16 protein-coding genes are annotated in these 15,769 nt (G+C 74.1%); 7 read left to right on the forward strand and 9 right to left on the reverse strand.

Annotated elements, in window-relative coordinates:
* Positions 1–45: 45 nt before the first annotated feature.
* The 4 genes from IEZ10_RS09825 (at position 46) to IEZ10_RS09840 (ending at position 5,242) form a co-directional block, all read left to right on the forward strand.
* Positions 46–750 carry a response regulator transcription factor gene (locus tag IEZ10_RS09825; RefSeq protein WP_308426260.1) on the forward strand — a complete coding sequence of 235 codons (705 nt, stop codon included), beginning with the start codon at positions 46–48 and terminating at the stop codon, positions 748–750.
* A 427-nt stretch (positions 751–1,177) separates the two neighbouring features.
* Entirely contained in the window at positions 1,178–3,025 is a 1,848-nt protein-coding gene (locus IEZ10_RS09830) for a GTPase family protein (RefSeq protein WP_229811112.1), read from the forward strand.
* Positions 3,022–4,863 (forward strand): GTPase family protein, encoded by a 1,842-nt coding sequence (locus IEZ10_RS09835; protein WP_189246187.1) that lies wholly within the window; start codon positions 3,022–3,024, stop codon positions 4,861–4,863. The genes IEZ10_RS09830 and IEZ10_RS09835 overlap by 4 nt, the downstream gene beginning before the upstream one ends.
* Before the next feature lie 211 nt (positions 4,864–5,074).
* Positions 5,075–5,242, forward strand: a complete 168-nt coding sequence (locus tag IEZ10_RS09840) for a hypothetical protein (RefSeq protein WP_189246188.1) — start codon at positions 5,075–5,077, stop codon at positions 5,240–5,242.
* 274 nt (positions 5,243–5,516) lie between these two features.
* Here the strand turns inward: IEZ10_RS09840 and IEZ10_RS09845 are convergent, their stop codons facing one another.
* From IEZ10_RS09845 to IEZ10_RS09875, 7 genes are all read right to left on the reverse strand, one after another.
* Positions 5,517–5,861: a DUF1036 domain-containing protein gene (locus IEZ10_RS09845; protein WP_189246189.1), complete on the reverse strand. Its 345-nt coding sequence runs from the start codon at positions 5,859–5,861 to the stop codon at positions 5,517–5,519.
* Positions 5,862–5,864: 3 nt separating this feature from the next.
* Complete coding sequence (locus IEZ10_RS09850; RefSeq protein WP_189246190.1) at positions 5,865–6,074, reverse strand: hypothetical protein; 210 nt, start codon at positions 6,072–6,074, stop codon at positions 5,865–5,867.
* Positions 6,075–6,349: 275 nt separating this feature from the next.
* Positions 6,350–7,816: an aminotransferase class I/II-fold pyridoxal phosphate-dependent enzyme gene (locus IEZ10_RS40265; RefSeq protein ID WP_189246191.1), complete on the reverse strand. Its 1,467-nt coding sequence runs from the start codon at positions 7,814–7,816 to the stop codon at positions 6,350–6,352.
* Between the two features lie 160 nt (positions 7,817–7,976).
* Positions 7,977–9,044 (reverse strand): type I phosphomannose isomerase catalytic subunit, encoded by a 1,068-nt coding sequence (locus tag IEZ10_RS09860; RefSeq protein WP_189246192.1) that lies wholly within the window; start codon positions 9,042–9,044, stop codon positions 7,977–7,979.
* A gap of 45 nt (positions 9,045–9,089) precedes the next feature.
* Positions 9,090–9,749 (reverse strand): HAD family hydrolase, encoded by a 660-nt coding sequence (locus IEZ10_RS09865; RefSeq protein ID WP_189246193.1) that lies wholly within the window; start codon positions 9,747–9,749, stop codon positions 9,090–9,092.
* Between the two features lie 288 nt (positions 9,750–10,037).
* Positions 10,038–11,615: an ABC transporter permease gene (locus IEZ10_RS09870; protein WP_189246194.1), complete on the reverse strand. Its 1,578-nt coding sequence runs from the start codon at positions 11,613–11,615 to the stop codon at positions 10,038–10,040.
* Positions 11,612–12,631 carry an ABC transporter ATP-binding protein gene (locus IEZ10_RS09875; protein WP_189246195.1) on the reverse strand — a complete coding sequence of 340 codons (1,020 nt, stop codon included), beginning with the start codon at positions 12,629–12,631 and terminating at the stop codon, positions 11,612–11,614. Before IEZ10_RS09875 ends, IEZ10_RS09870 begins: the two co-directional genes overlap by 4 nt.
* 94 nt (positions 12,632–12,725) lie before the next feature.
* Between IEZ10_RS09875 and IEZ10_RS09880 the strand changes: the two genes are divergently transcribed.
* The 3 genes from IEZ10_RS09880 to IEZ10_RS09890 all read left to right on the forward strand — a co-directional run bounded on the left by IEZ10_RS09880 (position 12,726) and on the right by IEZ10_RS09890 (position 14,196).
* Positions 12,726–13,196, forward strand: coding sequence for a GbsR/MarR family transcriptional regulator (locus IEZ10_RS09880; RefSeq protein WP_189246196.1), 471 nt, complete (start codon positions 12,726–12,728; stop codon positions 13,194–13,196).
* 261 nt (positions 13,197–13,457) lie between these two features.
* Positions 13,458–13,667, forward strand: coding sequence for a hypothetical protein (locus tag IEZ10_RS09885; RefSeq protein ID WP_189246197.1), 210 nt, complete (start codon positions 13,458–13,460; stop codon positions 13,665–13,667).
* A gap of 127 nt (positions 13,668–13,794) precedes the next feature.
* On the forward strand, positions 13,795–14,196 hold the full coding sequence (locus IEZ10_RS09890; protein ID WP_189246198.1) for an NUDIX hydrolase: 402 nt from the start codon (positions 13,795–13,797) through the stop codon (positions 14,194–14,196).
* A gap of 130 nt (positions 14,197–14,326) precedes the next feature.
* On the opposite strand, the gene IEZ10_RS09895 is transcribed toward IEZ10_RS09890, so the two are convergent.
* Both IEZ10_RS09895 and IEZ10_RS09900 read right to left on the reverse strand, forming a co-directional pair.
* Entirely contained in the window at positions 14,327–14,758 is a 432-nt protein-coding gene (locus tag IEZ10_RS09895; RefSeq protein ID WP_189246199.1) for a nucleoside deaminase, read from the reverse strand.
* Positions 14,748–15,635, reverse strand: a complete 888-nt coding sequence (locus IEZ10_RS09900; RefSeq protein WP_189246200.1) for an LLM class flavin-dependent oxidoreductase — start codon at positions 15,633–15,635, stop codon at positions 14,748–14,750. Before IEZ10_RS09900 ends, IEZ10_RS09895 begins: the two co-directional genes overlap by 11 nt.
* Positions 15,636–15,769: the final 134 nt, after the last annotated feature.

Below are 15,769 nucleotides of genomic sequence, written 5' to 3' on the forward strand. Positions count from 1 at the left end.
GTTCAGCCTGGGCTGAGCTGCGTTCCAGGGCGGTGAGCGAACCTCGTGACCGTGCTGGACAGAGCCGAGGCCAGATTGCTCGTCGTGGACGACGAGCCGAACATCCGTGAGCTGCTCTCGGCCAGCCTGCGCAGGTCCGGGTTCGAGGTGATCACCGCCGCGGACGGGCGGGAGGCGGTGCACTTCGCCGAGCGGACCCGCCCCGACCTCGTGGTGCTGGACGTGATGCTGCCCGACATGGACGGCTTCTCGGTCGCCGGGCGGCTGCGGGACGTGAACGGCCAGACGCCGGTGCTCTTCCTGACCGCCCGGGACGCGACCGACGACAAGGTCGCCGGCCTGCGGGTGGCCGACGACTACGTGACCAAGCCGTTCAGCCTGGAGGAGGTCGTGGCCCGGATCCGGGCCGTGCTGCGCCGTACCCGGGGCGACCTCGACATCCCCGCCCGGCTGCAGGTCGGCACGCTGGAACTGGACGAGGAGGCCCACCAGGTCTGGGTGTCGGGCGAGCCGGTGCGGCTGTCGCCCACCGAGTTCAAGCTGCTGCACTACTTCATGGTCAACACCGGTCGGGTGCTGTCGAAGGCGCAGATCCTCGACCACGTCTGGAACTACGACTTCGGCGGTGACGCCGGGGTCGTGGAGTCCTACGTCTCCTACCTCCGCCGGAAGGTGGACGTGAACGAGCCCCGCCTCATCCACACCCTGAGGGGCGTGGGATACGTCCTGCGCCCTCCCCGTGATGATTGAACTTTCAGCGAACACTCAGGTTCGCCTCATCTGTCCCTGAGGTTCGGCTGCTCCAATGGTCAGCGCATCACCCCAGATCTCCCCGTGACCATGGCGGATCAGGGCTCGCCTCCAGCTGCGGGGGAGACGAGACCGTTCCGGTCCGCCCTCGGGCACCGGGGACCGGGCCCCGTCGCCTACCGGATTCGCCCCCGTGATCCGGTCGTACGGCGGGGCCCTTCTCATGCGCCGGGCCGTACGCGGGCCGTTCTCCGTGGGACCCGGTCCGGGTCCGTCCGTCCTCATCAGGGCTCGTGCGGCGCCCGCTCCGCCGTCCGGCCGTGCCCGTCTCCGTCGTGGTCCGCCCGCCTTCGCCCGGTCGGACTCCGGGCGCGGAACCGATCACGTCGGACGTCTAGGCCGTTCCCTTTCGGGAAGGACCGGTCCTATGAACGGGAACGGCGGTCTGCTGGAGGCGCTGCGGGAGCTGCGGGGCCGCCTCGATCCTGACCCGCTGCCCCTGGAGACCGGCGGTGTCGAGGCGGACCGCAGGGCGCTGCGCGAGCTGGCCGGCCAGCTCGACGACTACCTGATCCCACGTCTGAGCGCGATCGACGCCCCGCTGCTGGCCGTCGTCGGAGGCTCCACCGGGGCGGGCAAGTCGACCCTGGTGAACTCCATCGTCGGGGCCGACGTCACCACGCCCGGCGTCCTGCGGCCCACCACGCTGGCGCCCACCCTGGTCACCAGCCCCGCCGACGAGGCGTGGTTCACCGAGCAGCACGTCCTGCCGGGCCTGCCCCGCGTCACCGGCGGCGGCTCCGGGGAGCCCGGCACGCTGCGGGTGGTCACCGTCGCCGGCCTGCCACCGGGGCTGGCCCTGCTCGACGCGCCGGACATCGACTCGGTCGTCGCCGCCAACCGCGAGCTGGCCGCCCAGCTCCTCGCCGCCGCCGACCTGTGGCTGTTCACCACCACGGCCTCCCGCTACGCCGACGAGGTGCCGTGGGGGTTCCTGCGGTCGGCCAGGGAGCGGAGCACGGCCCTGGCCGTCATCCTGTCGCGCGTCCCGCCCGAGGCCGTCGGCGTGGTCGAGCGCGACCTCGGGCGGCTGCTGGAGGCCAACGGACTGGGCGGGACACGCCTGTTCGAGGTGCCGGAGCTGGTCCTGCCCGAGGAGAACGCCCGCCTGCCGCGCCCGGCGGTCCAGCCGATCGCCGACTGGCTGACCGGCATCGCCGCCGACGCCCAGGCCCGCGCGGACGTGGTCCGCCAGACGCTGTCCGGCGCCCTGGACAGCCTCGCCGTACGGGTCCCCGCCCTCGCCGACGCGGTGGACCGCCAGCGCGCCGCGGCCGAGGACCTCCGCTCGATGACGGGCGCCTCCTACTCGGGCGGGCTGGCCGCCTTCGACCAGGGCATGCTGGACGGCTCGTTGCTGCGCGGGGAGGTGCTGGCCCGCTGGCAGGACTTCGTCGGCACCGGCGACCTGATGCGCTCCCTGGAGAGCCGGGTCGGCCGGTTCCGCGACCGGCTGGTGGCGATGTTCACCGGGCGGCCCGCGCCCGACAGCGAGCTGCGCGTCGCCCTGGAGAGCGGGGTGGGGGCGCTGATCAGGGCGGCGGCTGACGACGCCGCCGAACGCGCGCTGGAGTCGTGGTCGTCGCACCCCTCCGGGCGCGCCCTGCTGGAGGAGGCCGGGGTCGCGGCGGCCGGGCGTCTGGGCCGGGCCGCGACCGACCTGCCCGCCCGCTCCGAGGCCGCCGTCCGGGGCTGGCAGGAGTACGTGCTCGGCCTGGTCCGCGAGGAGGGCGCCGACCGGCGGACCGCCGCCCGCGTCACCTCCTACGGCCTCAACGGGGCGGGGCTGCTGCTGATGCTCGCGGTGTTCGCCTCCACCGGGGGCCTGACCGGCATCGAGGTCGGCATCGCCGGAGGAACCAGCGTGCTGAGCCAGAAGCTGCTGGAGGCGGTCTTCGGCGACCAGGCGGTGCGGACCCTCACCGTCAAGGCCCGGGCCGACCTGCGGGCCCGCGTCGCCTCCCTGCTCGGCGCCGAGGCCACCCGGTTCACCGACCTCCTCGACGCCGTGCAGCCGCCCGAGGACACCGCCGCGGCGCTGCGGGCCGCGGCGCAGGCCGTACGGGAGCACCGGCGCGAGATCCCGGCGGCCGCCGAGGGCCGGGGCGCGCTGCCGCCCGGCGGCGCCACCGGGGGCGTGAACGGCATGGACGGCGTGCCGCGGGGCGGCGCGGACGCCGTTCCGCTGAACGGCACCGAGGGGCGTGAGGCGTGAAGCTGCTGCGACGCAGGACCACGGTCTCCCTGGACGACCGGCTGGACGCGCTGGCCGAGGCCGCCGACCTCGCCGACGGGCGGCTGGCCCCCGTCACGGTCGCCGGGGCCCGCTCGGTGGTCGCCCGCGCCGGCGTACGGCGCAGCCTGTCGGTCGACCACACCGCGGTGGCGCTGGCCGGCGCCACCGGCAGCGGCAAGTCCTCGCTGTTCAACCTGCTGTCCGGCACCACGCTCGCCACGGTCGGGGTCACCCGGCCGACCACCTCGACCGCGCAGGCGGCCCTCTGGGAGGGGACGGGCGCCGGACCGCTGCTCGACTGGCTGGAGGTCCCCCGCCGCCACGAGGTGGACGCCGGGGCCACCGATGACGCCGTCACCGGAGGCTGGGCGAGCGGGAAGGTCCCCGGGCTGATCCTGCTCGACCTGCCCGACCACGACTCGATCGAGGCGGCGCACCGGCTGGAGGTGGACCGGCTGGTCGAGCTGGTCGACCTGCTGGTATGGGTGCTGGACCCGCAGAAGTACGCCGACGCGGCCGTGCACGACCGCTACCTGCGCCCGCTGTCCCGGCACCGCGACGTCACGGTGGTCGTCCTCAACCAGATCGACCGCCTGTCCCCGGCCGCCGTGGAACGCTGCCTCGCGGACCTGCGGCGGCTGCTCGACGACGACGGGCTGGCCGGGGTGCCGCTGGTCGCGGTCTCGGCGCGCACCGGGGAGGGCGTGGACGAGCTGCGCTCCCTGCTCGCCTCGCGCGTCGCCAACCGCCGCTCGTGGGCCGCCCGCCTGGCCGCCGACGTCGGCACGGCCTCGGACGCGCTCGCCCTGGCCGCAAGCGGAGCCGGTCTCCACGACGGGGAGTCCGTCATGGCCGGCACGGACCTCTACGCCGGCGGCTCCGGCTCCGGCTCCGGCCCCGGCCTCGGCGGAGGCCCGGCCTTCGGGGCGGTGCGCGACGCCGGCGCCTCGGCCACGGGCCCGGTCGAGGTGACCACGCCGCCGGAGGTCTCCCTGGACGGCCTCGCGGGGCCGCTGACCAGCGCCCTGTCGGAGGCGGCGGGGGTCCCGGTCGTGGTCGCCGCCGTGGCCGGGTCCCACCGGCACCGCTCCGTCGCCGCGACCGGCTGGCCGCCGACCCGGTGGATCCGACGGCTGCGGCCCGACCCGCTGCGCCGCCTCCGACTCGGTCTCCCCGCCCCGTCCGCGACGAGGGGGGCCGCCGGGTCCGCGACGCCGGAGAACGGCGGGCCCGTGGGCCGCACCTCCATCCCGGCCACGTCCGCCGTGCAGCGCTCGCGGATGGACACCGCCGTCCGCGAGGCCGCCGGGACCGCCTCGGAGGGCCTGCCCGAGCCGTGGGCGGCGGCCGTACGGCGGGCGGCCCGGGGCCGCGCGGACGAGCTGGAGGACGGCCTCGACCGCGCCGTGGCGACCACCTCGCTCGGCGCGTCGGGACGGCCCGCGTGGTGGAGGGCGGCGGGGCTGGCGCAGTGGCTGGTGCTGCTGGCGGCGCTCTCCGGGGCGCTCTGGCTGCTCGGCCTGATCGCCCTGGATTACCTGCGGCTCCCCCGGCCCTACATGCCGACCGCGGGGGAGCTGCCCTGGCCCACCCTGCTGCTGCTCGGCGGGGTGCTCCTCGGGCTGGTGATCGCGCTGCTCTGCCGGGTGGCCGCGTGGCTGGGCGGGCGCCGCCGGGCGCGCCGGGCGTCCCGGGCGCTCCGGGCGAGCGTGGGCCAGGTGGCCCGGGAGTTCGTGCTGGACCCGGTGGGAGAGGAGCTGACCCGCTACCGCCGGTTCGCCGAGATGATCGCGGTGGCCCGGGGCGCGTCCCGCTGAGCCGCTGAGCCGCTGAGCCGGCGGCTCGGCGACCCGGCCGGCGTGCTCCACCGGGCCATGGGGCCGGCGCCCGGCGTGTGCCCCGCCGGGTCGCGGGACGGCGGCCGTGCGCGGGTTCGCGTTCGGGGCGCTAGGTTGATCCTGCCTCGCCGGACGGCGCCGCCCCGGACGACGGGCGGTGAAGCCGCGAGGCGAACCGAGAAGGAGGACCGTGAACCGCAGAAGGCTCGATATCGGCGTGCCCCTCGTCTTCGCCGTCGCGATCGTGCTGACCTCGCTCTTCGGCGCGGAGGGGACCACCGTCGGGATGGTGGCGCTGGTGGGCGCCATCGCCATCGGGTTCTACTTCGCCGCGCTGCGCAAGAACATCGAGCCCTAGCCGGGGCGGCGGGCCGTACGGAGAGGCGTCCGGGACGGGCGAGGCGCGCCTCGGCGGCCGGTGGGCGGGTTCGGGACCGGCGGGTGTCTTCAGAGCCGACGCCCCGGCGGGCGGGTTCGGGGTGAGCGCCTCCCGGTCGGAGGGGGACGGCTCAGCGGAAGGAGACCCGAGGCCGGGCGGACCTCGGAGCCGTCTCCCAGGAGGCGCTCAATGGGGCTTCCTCACCGCGATGCCGACCGGCCGGTGCCGGACCGGCGCCCGGTGAGGGGCCTCGTCAGGCGACGAGGTTCACGTAGTAGCGGGAGTAACCGTTCATGTCGACCAGACGGGTGCCGACGCGCCTGGCCGCGGTGCTGCCGATGTTGAGGCAGGAGTCGAAGGCGGTCTGGTAGACGTACATCGGGCCGTAGGGGCCGGTCCAGACGGCTCCGTTGGCGGCTTCGGCGTAGAAGGCGGCGTAGCGGTTGTCGGTGTTGAGGACGAACGCCTCACCGCCCGGGTCGATGGCCCACCAGCCGCGGGTGCCCCACTGGCCGTGGTCGCGGCAGGTGACGGGGCTGTAGAACATGACCGCCACCCAGACCCTGGACACGTAGCGGTTGCGGAAGTGCAGCTCCATGGCCTACTCCTCCGGTTCCGTGAATCGCAGGGTCAGCGGCCGGTCGTCCAGCGCCTGCTCCGCCAGGGGTGGGAGGTGCTCGTCGGCGGTCGCCGTGATGACGGCGCGGTCGGCCGCCCCGGGACGCTCGTTGCGTTCCCCGGCGTCGGCCTCCGCCGCGCTCGCGAACGCCACCCGGGGGTCGGGAGGGCGTTCACCGCCGTTTTCGGGCATGATCTCACCTACATTCCTCGAATGCACAGAGTGATTCAACGACAACGTACAGTCATGGCAAAGGGCTGTAAAGGGTCGTCTTCCCCTGGTCAAGGCGTAAGTGATCGAAAGGGCGCATCGAGGGCGGAAAGGTCGGAAAAGTCGGAAAAGGTCGAACGGCCGGGGCGCCCCGGCCGTTCGGTGCCGCCTTCGCGATCCGGCCCCGCCATCGGACGGCAGCGGTCGTCACCGGGGCGGAGGCCGCTCGCCGGAGGGCGCTCGCCGGAGGGCGGCGATCACTCCTCGGCGACGACGCGTACGCTCCTGACCTCCGGGTCCGCCGCGTCCGGCACGACCATCCCGGCGTCCACCCCGGTGCGCAGATAGTCCAGCACCGCCTCGGTGAGCCGTTCACCGGGCACCGCGGCGGGGATGCCGGGCGGGTACGGCGTGAGCATCTCCGCGGAGACGCGGCCCGCGGCCTCCCGCCACGGCACCTGCTCGATGCGGCCGAAGAACGCGTCCCGCGGCAGCATGGCCTGCTCCAGCCGCAGCTCCCGTGGGTCGGGGACGTCCATCGATGGGCCCGGGGGCAGCTCGTCGGCGTGCTCGGCCAGGTCCCTCAGCCCGGTGAGCAGCCTGGCGGCGGACTCCTCGTCGTCGGCGTGGGTGAGCTGGACGCTGATCCGGCGGTGGTCGGACAGGTGCAGGTTGAGCCGGTGGTGCTCGCGGAGCCAGTCGGACGCGTGGTAGCCGCTCGGGCGCAGGCCGGAGATGTCGATGATGATCTGGAGCGGATCCATGTCGGCCGCCCGGCCGGGCCCGCAGAAGTCGTCCCGAGTGTGGACGTGCATGCCCTTGATCTCGGAGATCCGCTCGCGCAGGCTCCCGGCCAGCGCCAGCGCGTGGTCGTACAGCTCGCGGCCGTGCTCGGCCATCTGCCGCCGCCAGCCGTCCAGGGCGGCGTAGACCAGCACCGACGGGCTGGTGGTGCTCAGCAGGTCGGCGCGCGACGTGAGCGCCTCCGGGTCGATGAGGTCGCCCCGCAGGTGGAAGACGGAGCTCTGCTCCAGCCCCGATCCCATCTTGTGGACGGAGGTGACGCAGACGTCGGCGCCGGCGTTCATCGCCCAGACCGGCAGGTCGGGGTGGAAGGGCAGGTGCGCGCCCCACGCCTCGTCCACCAGCAGCGGTTTGCCCCGCTCGTGGCACATCCGGGCGAGCCCGGCCAGGTCGCCGCAGGTGCCGTACGGCGTCGGGCTGGTCACCAGGGCGCCCTTGGCGTCGGGGTGCTCGTCGAAGGCCGCGGTGAACGCCTCGACCGACGGCGGGTGGGCCAGGTGCAGGTCCGGGTCGAAGTTCGGGTCCACCCAGACCGGCCGGACGCCGGACAGGATCAGCCCGGCCACCATGGCCTTGTGGGCGTCCCTGCCGAGCACCAGCTTCTCGTGCGGGCCGGCCGCCGCCAGCATGGCGGCCTTGACCGACAGGGAGCTGCCGCAGGTGGAGAAGAAGGTGTGGTCCGCGCCGACGGCGTCGGCCATGAGCTCCTGGGCCCGCTTCAGGATCCCCTTGGAGGAGGTGCGGTCGTCCAGGCCGTTGACGGCCAGGACGTCGGAGTGGAAGACGGCGTCCCCCAGCACCGCGCGGACCCTCGGGTCGGCGCCGCGCCCCTGCTTGTGCCCCGGCGGGGTGAACGGTAGTTGCTTCTCGGCGTGGTAGGCGGCGAGCGCCTCCAGCACCGGTGCTTCTGAATGGTCCATCTCTGCTGGTTGCCCAGGTGAGAGAGGTGATAACTCGTCCCCGGCTCCGCGGGGCTCCTTCCCGCGTCCCGAACCGCCGGGCCCATGCGTCCCGAACCGCCGAGCCCACGCGTCCCGGGCCGCCGGGTCCGCGTGTCCCGGGCCGCCGGACCCGCGCGGCTCAGGCCGCCAGGCCCTCCCCGAGCGAGGCGATGACCTGCGGCCCGTAGCCGCTCGCGGCCAGCGGGGCGCGGATGTCGCGCTCCAGGTTCGGCAGGTAGCCGACCAGCAGGTCGGCCGGCCCGCTGACCCGTACCAGGCCGAGTGCGGCGGGCAGCAGCAGCGTCCGCGCCGGCCCGAGGGTCTCGCACCACCCACCGGCCTCGACCGCCACCGGGGCGCCGGCGTTGCTCACCACGAGCGCGGTGTCGAACCGGCACACCGGCGACACGCCGGCCGCCACCCGCCAGCGCTCCAGGGCGAAGTACGGCCCGGCGCAGCAGATCACCCGCTCGACGTCCTCGCCCGCGGGGATGCGCAGGCCCGGCTGGAAGTCGGGCCGCGACTCCGGCCGCCACTCCTCCAGCAGCCGTTCGATGCCGGCGTGCCACTCGCCTCTCCCCAGGGTGGAGCCGTCCTCCATGCTCCAGGGCATGGCGTGCTGCTGGATGTCGGAGGTCTGCTCGATCTCGTAGACGAGGGTGCGGGGACCGAAGCTGTGCAGCGTCCCGCCCGGCACGTACACCGTCTCGCCCGGCCGCACCGGGAGCCGCCGCATCACCGCGTCGAAGTCCTGCTCCAGGAGCGCCGCGCGCAGCTCGTCGTGGCCCACCCCCTCCTTGACGCCGACCAGGGCGGTGGCGCCGGGGACGGCGTCCAGGATGTGCCACGCCTCGGTCTTGCCGTTCGGCTGGGCCTGCAGCCGCCGCGCGGTCGCGTCGTCGGCGTGCAGGTGCACCGGAAGCATGCCGGTGGCGTCGATGAACTTCGTGAGCACCGGGAAGTGCGGCCCGTTCCAGCCGTGGCACACCAGCTCGCCCGGCCGGTCCTCGATGAGCTCCCGCAGTGTGCACCCGGCCAGGGGGCCGTTGCTCACCACCGCGCTCTCGCCTTCCAGGTCGCTCACCTCCCACGTCTCGGCGACGGGCCCCTTGGGGAGGCCGGTACGGCCCAGCCGCTCGGCGATGGCCCGGCCGCCGAAGACGTAGTCGCGGACGGGGCTGCTGAGACGCAGTGGGTACCAGTTCATCGGAAACCTCCGGGGTGCCCCCGCCCCCGGGCGGGGGCGACGTCGTCAGGTGGCCTTCCGGAGCGGCGTGCGGTCGAGCCCGTCGATCAGGTCGGGAATCGAGTCGAAGACGTGGGCGGCGCCGGCCTCGCGCAGCTCCTCGGGCGAGAACCCGCCGGTGCGGATCGCGATGCCGGGCAGGTCCAGCTTGCCGGCGGCGAGGAAGTCCCAGGTGGAGTCGCCGACCGCCACTCCCGAGGCGCCCTCGACCTTGGCGAGCGCCACCTTCATCAGGTCGGGGGCGGGCTTGGTCTTCTCGACGTCCTCGGAGGTGGTCCACGCCCTGCAGTGCTCGCGGCCGTCGATGAGGTCGAGGAAGCGATCGACGTGCTTCGGCTTGCCGGAGGAGGCGAGGACCACGGCGAACCCGCGCCGGCCCAGCTCGGCCAGCAGGTCGGTGGCGCCCTCGAAGGGCCGCACCTCGTCGATCATCTTGTCGAACTCCTCGGTCCACGCCTCCCGCAGCGCGTCGCCGTGCTCCCGCTCGACGTCCTCCCCGGCGAGGGCGGCCACGATCTGGTCGCCTCCCATGCCGATGTGCCGGTGGATGCGCCACAGCGGCAGCACCACGTCGTAGCGGTCGAAAGCCCGGTACCACGCGAGCGCGTGCTGGTAGTTGGTGTCGACCAGGGTGCCGTCGACGTCGATGATGGCGGTGTCGGCCATGCGGTCCTCCTTCGGCGGTGCGGCCGGGTGCCCGGACTTCGGCGGTGCGGCCGGGTGCCCGGAGGACCCTGCCCCCACGCGCGGCGCTCATCCCCGGTGGCGCCGGTCCGCCCTCGCGGGCCTCCGTCGGAGGCGGACGGCTCCTTCCTCGTTCCTCACCGGCTCCCACCTGCCGAAACCCCGATCGGCCGCCCGTCCCGCACCTTCCTCGCGTGACCTTCGGGTCCCGCCGTACGGCTCGCGGGCCGTACGGCGAGACCCGGCGACGCCGGACCGTGCCCGCCGGCGTCAGCCGACGTCGCGGCGGCGGAAGCCGTACAGGCCGGTGGCCACGAGCGCGGCGGCGATCGCGGTCAGCACGAGCAGCGGTGTCGCCGCCACCTCCCCGCCGGGGAGCTTGGGCAGGTGGCTGAACGGCGAGAGGTCCAGCGCCGCGGGCGGCAGGTCCAGCAGCGCACCGACCTGGCCGAGCAGCAGGAACAGCGCCAGCGCCGCCCACGCCAGCGCGGTCAGCCGCGGCAGCAGGCCGAACAGCGCGACCGCCAGCCCGGCCAGCGACCACACGGCGGGGAGCTGGGAGACCGCCGCGCCCGTCACCCCGGGGAGCCGGCCGGTGACGTCACCGGTGCTCGCGCCGTAGGCGATCCCGACCGCGACTCCCAGGACCAGCATCACCACGGCCGGCCCGAGCAGCGCGAACACCAGGTGGCCCGCCATCCACCGGGTCCTGCCCACCGGGGCGGCCAGGAGCGGCTCGGCGCGCATGAGCGTCTCCTCGCCGCGCATCCGCAGCGCGGCCTGCACGGCGTAGCCGGCGGCGCCCATCCCGAAGATGCTCAGCACGCTCGCGACGAAGACGTCGGCCACGTTCGCCGAGCCGCCCAGCCGGGCCATCATCTCCATGAGCCGCGCGTTGCCGGCCATCGTGTCGGCGGCGGCCTTCGCCGCGGCGCCGACCACCGCGCCGAACACCGCGAAGCCCGCGCTCCAGCCGAGCAGCGGCCCCCGGTGCAGCCGCCAGGCCAGCGCGAGCGGCGAGCCGAAGCCGGGCGCGGCGTCGGTGGGGCCCAGCCGCGGCGGCAGCACACCCGCCGCGAGGTCCCTGCGCCCGGCCAGGGCGTAGGCGGCGAGCGACAGCAGGACGACCGCCGCGAGCGACAGGGCGAGCGGCCACCAGACCTCGCCGGCGAAGGGACGCATCCGCTGGCTCCAGCCGAACGGCGACAGCCACGACAGCCACGAGGCGCCGGTCGAGTCGCCGGCCATCCGCGCCAGGTAGGCGACGCCGAGCGCCGACAGGCCGATCGCCCGGGCCCCGCCCGCGCTCTCGGTGAGCTGCGCGGCGACCGCGCCCACGGCGGCGAACACCATGCCGGTCGCGGCGTAGCCGAGGCCGGTGGCCAGCGCGCCGGCGACCGGGTACCCCGCCCCGGTGAAGGAGACCAGGAGGACCAGCGCCACGGCGAGGTTCGCCGACGCGGCCACGGCCAGCGCCGCCGACAGCCCCGCCTGGCGGCCCAGGACGGTGGAGCCGAGCAGCTCGCGGCGGCCGGTCTCCTCCTCCACCCGGGTGTGCCGGACCACGGTGAGCAGGCAGGCCAGACCCAGCAGCACGGGGGTGAACCCGGCGCGCCACACGCCCAGCGCTGCGGCGTTCCAGTGGGTGAACGGCCCGTACATCGCGACCAGCGCGGGGTTGGCGCCGAAGGACGCGGCGAACTCCCGCAGTCCCCGCTCGGTCGGGTACAGCTCGGCGATGCCGGCGGTCTGGGTGATCGGCAGTACGGCGAGCAGCAGCACCCACAGCGGCAGAACGAGCCGGTCGCGCCGCAGGATCAGCCGGACGAGCGAGCCGGTGCCGGTCATCGGGCGTCTCCGCTCGCCGCACGGGCGTCTCCGTCCACGGGCCCGGCGTCCCCGTTCACGGGCCGGGCGTCTCGGTTCACGGACCGGGCGTCTCCGCCGGCCGTACGGGTGCTCCCGCTCGCCGTACGGGCGTCCCCGTCCCGGTAGTGGCGCAGGAACAGCTCCTCCAGGGTCGGCGGCCGGCTGGTGAGCGAGCGCACGCCGCGGGCCGCGAGCCGCGCCAGCGCGTCGCCCAGCCGGTCGTCGTCGACCTCGAACGTCACCCGGCCGCCGTCGGCGCGCAGGCCGTGGACACCGGGCAGATCCGCCAGCCCGTCGGGCGGGCCGGCCAGCTCCGCGGTGATCGACGTGCGGGTCAGGTGGCGCAGCTCGGCCAGCGTGCCGGTCTCGACGGTGCGGCCGTCGCGGATGATGCTCACCCGGTCGCACAGCTTCTCGACCTCGGCGAGGATGTGGCTGGACAGCAGCACCGTACGGCCCCGCTCCCGCGCCTCGGTGACGCAGTCGGTGAAGACCGCCTCCATCAGCGGGTCGAGCCCGGAGGTCGGCTCGTCCAGCAGCAGCAGCTCCGCGTCGGAGGCGAGCGCGGCGACGAGGGCGACCTTCTGCCGGTTGCCCTTGGAGTAGGCCCGTCCCTTCTTGCGCGGGTCGAGGTCGAACCGTTCGATCAGCTCCCTCTTGCGAGCCCGGTCGAGACCGCCGCGCAGCCGGCCGAGCAGATCGATGACCTCGCCGCCGGACAGGTTGGGCCACAGCGTGACGTCGCCGGGCACGTAGGCCAGGCGGCGGTGGAGCTCGACGGCGTCCTTCCAGGGGTCGCCGCCCAGCAGGCGGACCGTGCCCGAGTCGGCCCGCAGCAGGCCGAGCAGGACGCGGATCGCGGTCGACTTCCCGGCGCCGTTCGGTCCCAGGAAGCCGTGCACCTCGCCGGCCCGGACCTCCAGGTCCAGGCCGTCCAGCGCGCGGGTCCGGCCGAATCGCTTCGTGACGCCGGACACCGAGATGACGTTGCTCATGTTTTAGAATGTACAGAGGCTTCAGAGAAAAATGAAAGTATCTATACGCGTTCTTGACGCTGGAGAATGCGGGAGGACACCAGAGGGGGGACGGATGCGCGACGAGGAGGCCGTACGCCGGTTCGTGGAGCGGATGGGCCGGATGCTGGCCGCCATGGGCGTCCCGCCGATGGCGGCTCGTGTGATGCTCACCGTGATGACCGCCGAGGAGGACGCGCTCAGCGCCGCCGACCTCGCCGAACGGCTCGGCGCCAGCTCCGGCGCCATCTCGGGCGCCGTGCGCTACCTCGTGGACATGGATCTGCTCCGCCGGGAGCCGGTCCCGGGCTCCCGGCGCGACCTGTACCTCCTGAGCAGCCAGAGCTGGTGGGAGGCGATGGTCGGCAAGATGAACCGGCTGCAGCTCATCGCCGACACCGTCGACGAGGGCATAGCCGCGATCGGCGGCCCCGACAGCCGCCCCGGCCGCACCATGGCAGAGATGCGAGATTTCTTCGTCTTCTGCCACGACGAGCTCCTGCTCGTGATGGAGCGGTGGGAGCAGCGGAAACCCGCCCGAGACTGACCCTCGCCCGCCCCGCGGACACGTCCCGCCGCGCCGGCCTGCGGTAACGTCCGGCAGCGGGAAGGCGGTTCCGGCCATGGGCGGGCCGTCGGCCGCGCTCGCCCGGTCCGATGTCGTGGGCGTTCCATGCCGTCCGCGCCCCTGCGGTCGTGACAGAACATGACCTTTGGGATAGACAGAGTTGATCATATTCGACGTGAACGGGGAAAAATGATCACCTTTAAGCGTGGGTTGGGTGCTGTCCTCCTAGCAGCTGCCACGGTGGCCGGCATCGGCGCGGTCGCGGCTCCTGCGGGGGCGCAGAGCCAGACGGCCTCCGGCTGGCAGTACGTCAAGACCTACCCCGGAACCGCCGCCGGGGGCAGCGAGTGCCGGGCGGACGGCAAGCAGTGGGGCGGCTCCTACCAGTGCCGCTACTACGAGGAGGGTTGGCAGGGCCAGCCGAAGTACGAGCTCTGGGTTCTCGCGTAGAGGTATGAGCCCTGAGCTCCGAAGCAGAGGTACGGGCGCCGGCACCTAGGTGTCGGCGCCCGCCGCGTCCACAGCCCGTTAAGGTCGGGAAGGGAACATCTTCGAGGCGGCGAACGGAGCAGGTGCGATGCCGGTGCTCATCGACAAGGTGGCCTGGATACGGCTGGAGGACGGCAAGGTCCTCGGCACGCGCTCCCGGGGCAAGGACGCCTACTACTTCCCCGGCGGCAAGCGGGAGGCCGGGGAGAGCGACACGCAGACGCTGGCGCGCGAGATCACCGAGGAGCTCACCGTGGAGATCCTCCCCGGGACCGTCGCCCTCCTCGGCACCTACGAGGCCCAGGCGCACGGCCACCCGGAGGGGACGGTGGTCCGCATGACCTGCTACACCGGCGACTACCGCGGCACCCTCACCGCGAGCAGCGAGATCGAGGAGGTCGCCTGGCTGTCGTACGCCGACCGCCACCGGGTCTCCCCGGTGGACCAGCTCATCTTCGACGACCTGAGGGCCGCGGGCCGGCTGACCTGAGGGCGCGCCACGCCGGCCGGTCGTCGATCATGACGCCGTGGTGGTCCGGCCCGCGTCGAGCCGCCACGGCGTCGTGATCGATGGATCGTCGATGCTCACGGGGTTGAGCCGGACGGCCAGGGCCCGGCTCTCAGTAGTAGCCCTGCACCGGGACGCGGGCCTCGTCGAACAGGGCCGGGCCCTCCTCGGCGAAGGGGAAGGTGACCGGCGCGGCGCCGGGTGACTTGAGACCGGCGAGCTGCTCGGGGGAGAGCGCGTAGACGACGCGGCCCAGGCCGGACCGCTCGATGGCGCCCGCGCACATGCCGCACGGCCGGCAGCTGGTGTACATGGTGGTGGCGGCCGCGGCGGTCCGGTCCAGCTCGCGGGCCGCCCACCTGGCCAGCTTCAGCTCGGGGTGGGCGGTGATGTCGGCGTCGGTGACGCTCGTGTTGCGCTCCTCCGCGAGGATCTCGCCGTCCGGCCCCGCCAGCAGCGATCCGAACGGCGGGTTCCCGCCCGCCCTGGCCTCGGCGGCCAGCTCGATGGCCCTGCGGAGGAGCCGCTCGTCGTCATCCGTCATGATCGCTCCGTTCGTCGGTGATGGTGTTCCCGGCGGTGAGCGTCCGCCGCCGGTCGGCGACGGCCGCGAGCGCCCGCCATGCCGTCTCCGGGTGGAGGGTCTCGGCGGGGTCCCCGCCGAACGGGTCCAGCACGACGGTCTCGGCGCCGAGCAGGCGCAGCCGCTCCAAGTCCTCGGTGACCTGGTCGATCGTCCCCTCCCCGGCGAGCCGGTCCGGCCCGGTGACCGGCGTCTCGGTGAGCCTCAGGATCATGCGGGGGACCAGCGCGGGCGCGGGCCGCCCCTCCACGGCGGCGACGGCCTTCAGCCGGTCCAGCGCCCCGGTCAGCCAGGGAAGGGTGAACCGCAGCGGGTGCCACCCGTCGCCCAGCCGTACGGCACGGCGCAGTGCGGCGTCGCTGTGGCCGCCGACCCAGAACGGTATGTCGCCGGCGCGGTAGTCGTCGTCGTCCTCCCAGGCGGCGCGGATGGCCCGCAGATGGTCGTCGGTGAGCCTCCCGCGCCGCTCGAACGGCACGCCGAGCGCCTCGAACTCCTGGCGTGCCCAGCCGGCCGCCACGCCGAGGACCAGCCGTCCGCCGCTGAGCCGGTTCAGGTTGGCGGCCATCCGGGCGACGAGCAGCGGATGCCGGTAGGGCACGATGAGCACCGTGGTGCCGAGCCGGATCCGGTCGGTGACGCCGGCCAGCCAGGAGAGCGTGGTGAACGGCTCGTAGAAGGGCGCCGGGTACTGCTCGGCGACGTCCGGGGTCACCACGACATGGTCGGAGACCATCAGCAGGTCGAAGCCCAGCCCCTCCACCGTCCGTGCCCAGCGGCGCAGCGTGTCCGGGTCGGTGCCGGGCCCGAAATTCGGGACATTGACTCCTATTTCCACCAGATCGAGGCTAGCTGTACGGTCGGCCGATCCGGAAGGGATCCCTCACGGCACGACGACCAACATCGTCTACAGCCGCACCCTGCCGTACCGAGGCCCCGGCCCCGCCATCGGGTGAGACGCGCGGCACCGGG

This window comes from Streptosporangium pseudovulgare, assembly GCF_014648055.1.
In the GTDB taxonomy this organism is placed as follows: Bacteria; Actinomycetota; Actinomycetes; order Streptosporangiales; family Streptosporangiaceae; genus Streptosporangium; species Streptosporangium pseudovulgare.

What these genes read in the sequence shown, in the direction of transcription:
- IEZ10_RS09830 (WP_229811112.1), top strand. Translation starts at nt 1,178, where the DNA reads ATGAACGGGAACGGCGGTCTGCTGGAGGCGCTGCGGGAGCTGCGGGGC.
- IEZ10_RS09845 (WP_189246189.1), bottom strand. Translation starts at nt 5,861, where the DNA reads ATGGAGCTGCACTTCCGCAACCGCTACGTGTCCAGGGTCTGGGTGGCG.
- IEZ10_RS09850 (WP_189246190.1), bottom strand. Translation starts at nt 6,074, where the DNA reads ATGCCCGAAAACGGCGGTGAACGCCCTCCCGACCCCCGGGTGGCGTTC.
- IEZ10_RS40265 (WP_189246191.1), bottom strand. Translation starts at nt 7,816, where the DNA reads ATGGACCATTCAGAAGCACCGGTGCTGGAGGCGCTCGCCGCCTACCAC.
- IEZ10_RS09860 (WP_189246192.1), bottom strand. Translation starts at nt 9,044, where the DNA reads ATGAACTGGTACCCACTGCGTCTCAGCAGCCCCGTCCGCGACTACGTC.
- IEZ10_RS09865 (WP_189246193.1), bottom strand. Translation starts at nt 9,749, where the DNA reads ATGGCCGACACCGCCATCATCGACGTCGACGGCACCCTGGTCGACACC.
- IEZ10_RS09870 (WP_189246194.1), bottom strand. Translation starts at nt 11,615, where the DNA reads ATGACCGGCACCGGCTCGCTCGTCCGGCTGATCCTGCGGCGCGACCGG.
- IEZ10_RS09875 (WP_189246195.1), bottom strand. Translation starts at nt 12,631, where the DNA reads ATGAGCAACGTCATCTCGGTGTCCGGCGTCACGAAGCGATTCGGCCGG.
- IEZ10_RS09880 (WP_189246196.1), top strand. Translation starts at nt 12,726, where the DNA reads ATGCGCGACGAGGAGGCCGTACGCCGGTTCGTGGAGCGGATGGGCCGG.
- IEZ10_RS09890 (WP_189246198.1), top strand. Translation starts at nt 13,795, where the DNA reads ATGCCGGTGCTCATCGACAAGGTGGCCTGGATACGGCTGGAGGACGGC.
- IEZ10_RS09895 (WP_189246199.1), bottom strand. Translation starts at nt 14,758, where the DNA reads ATGACGGATGACGACGAGCGGCTCCTCCGCAGGGCCATCGAGCTGGCC.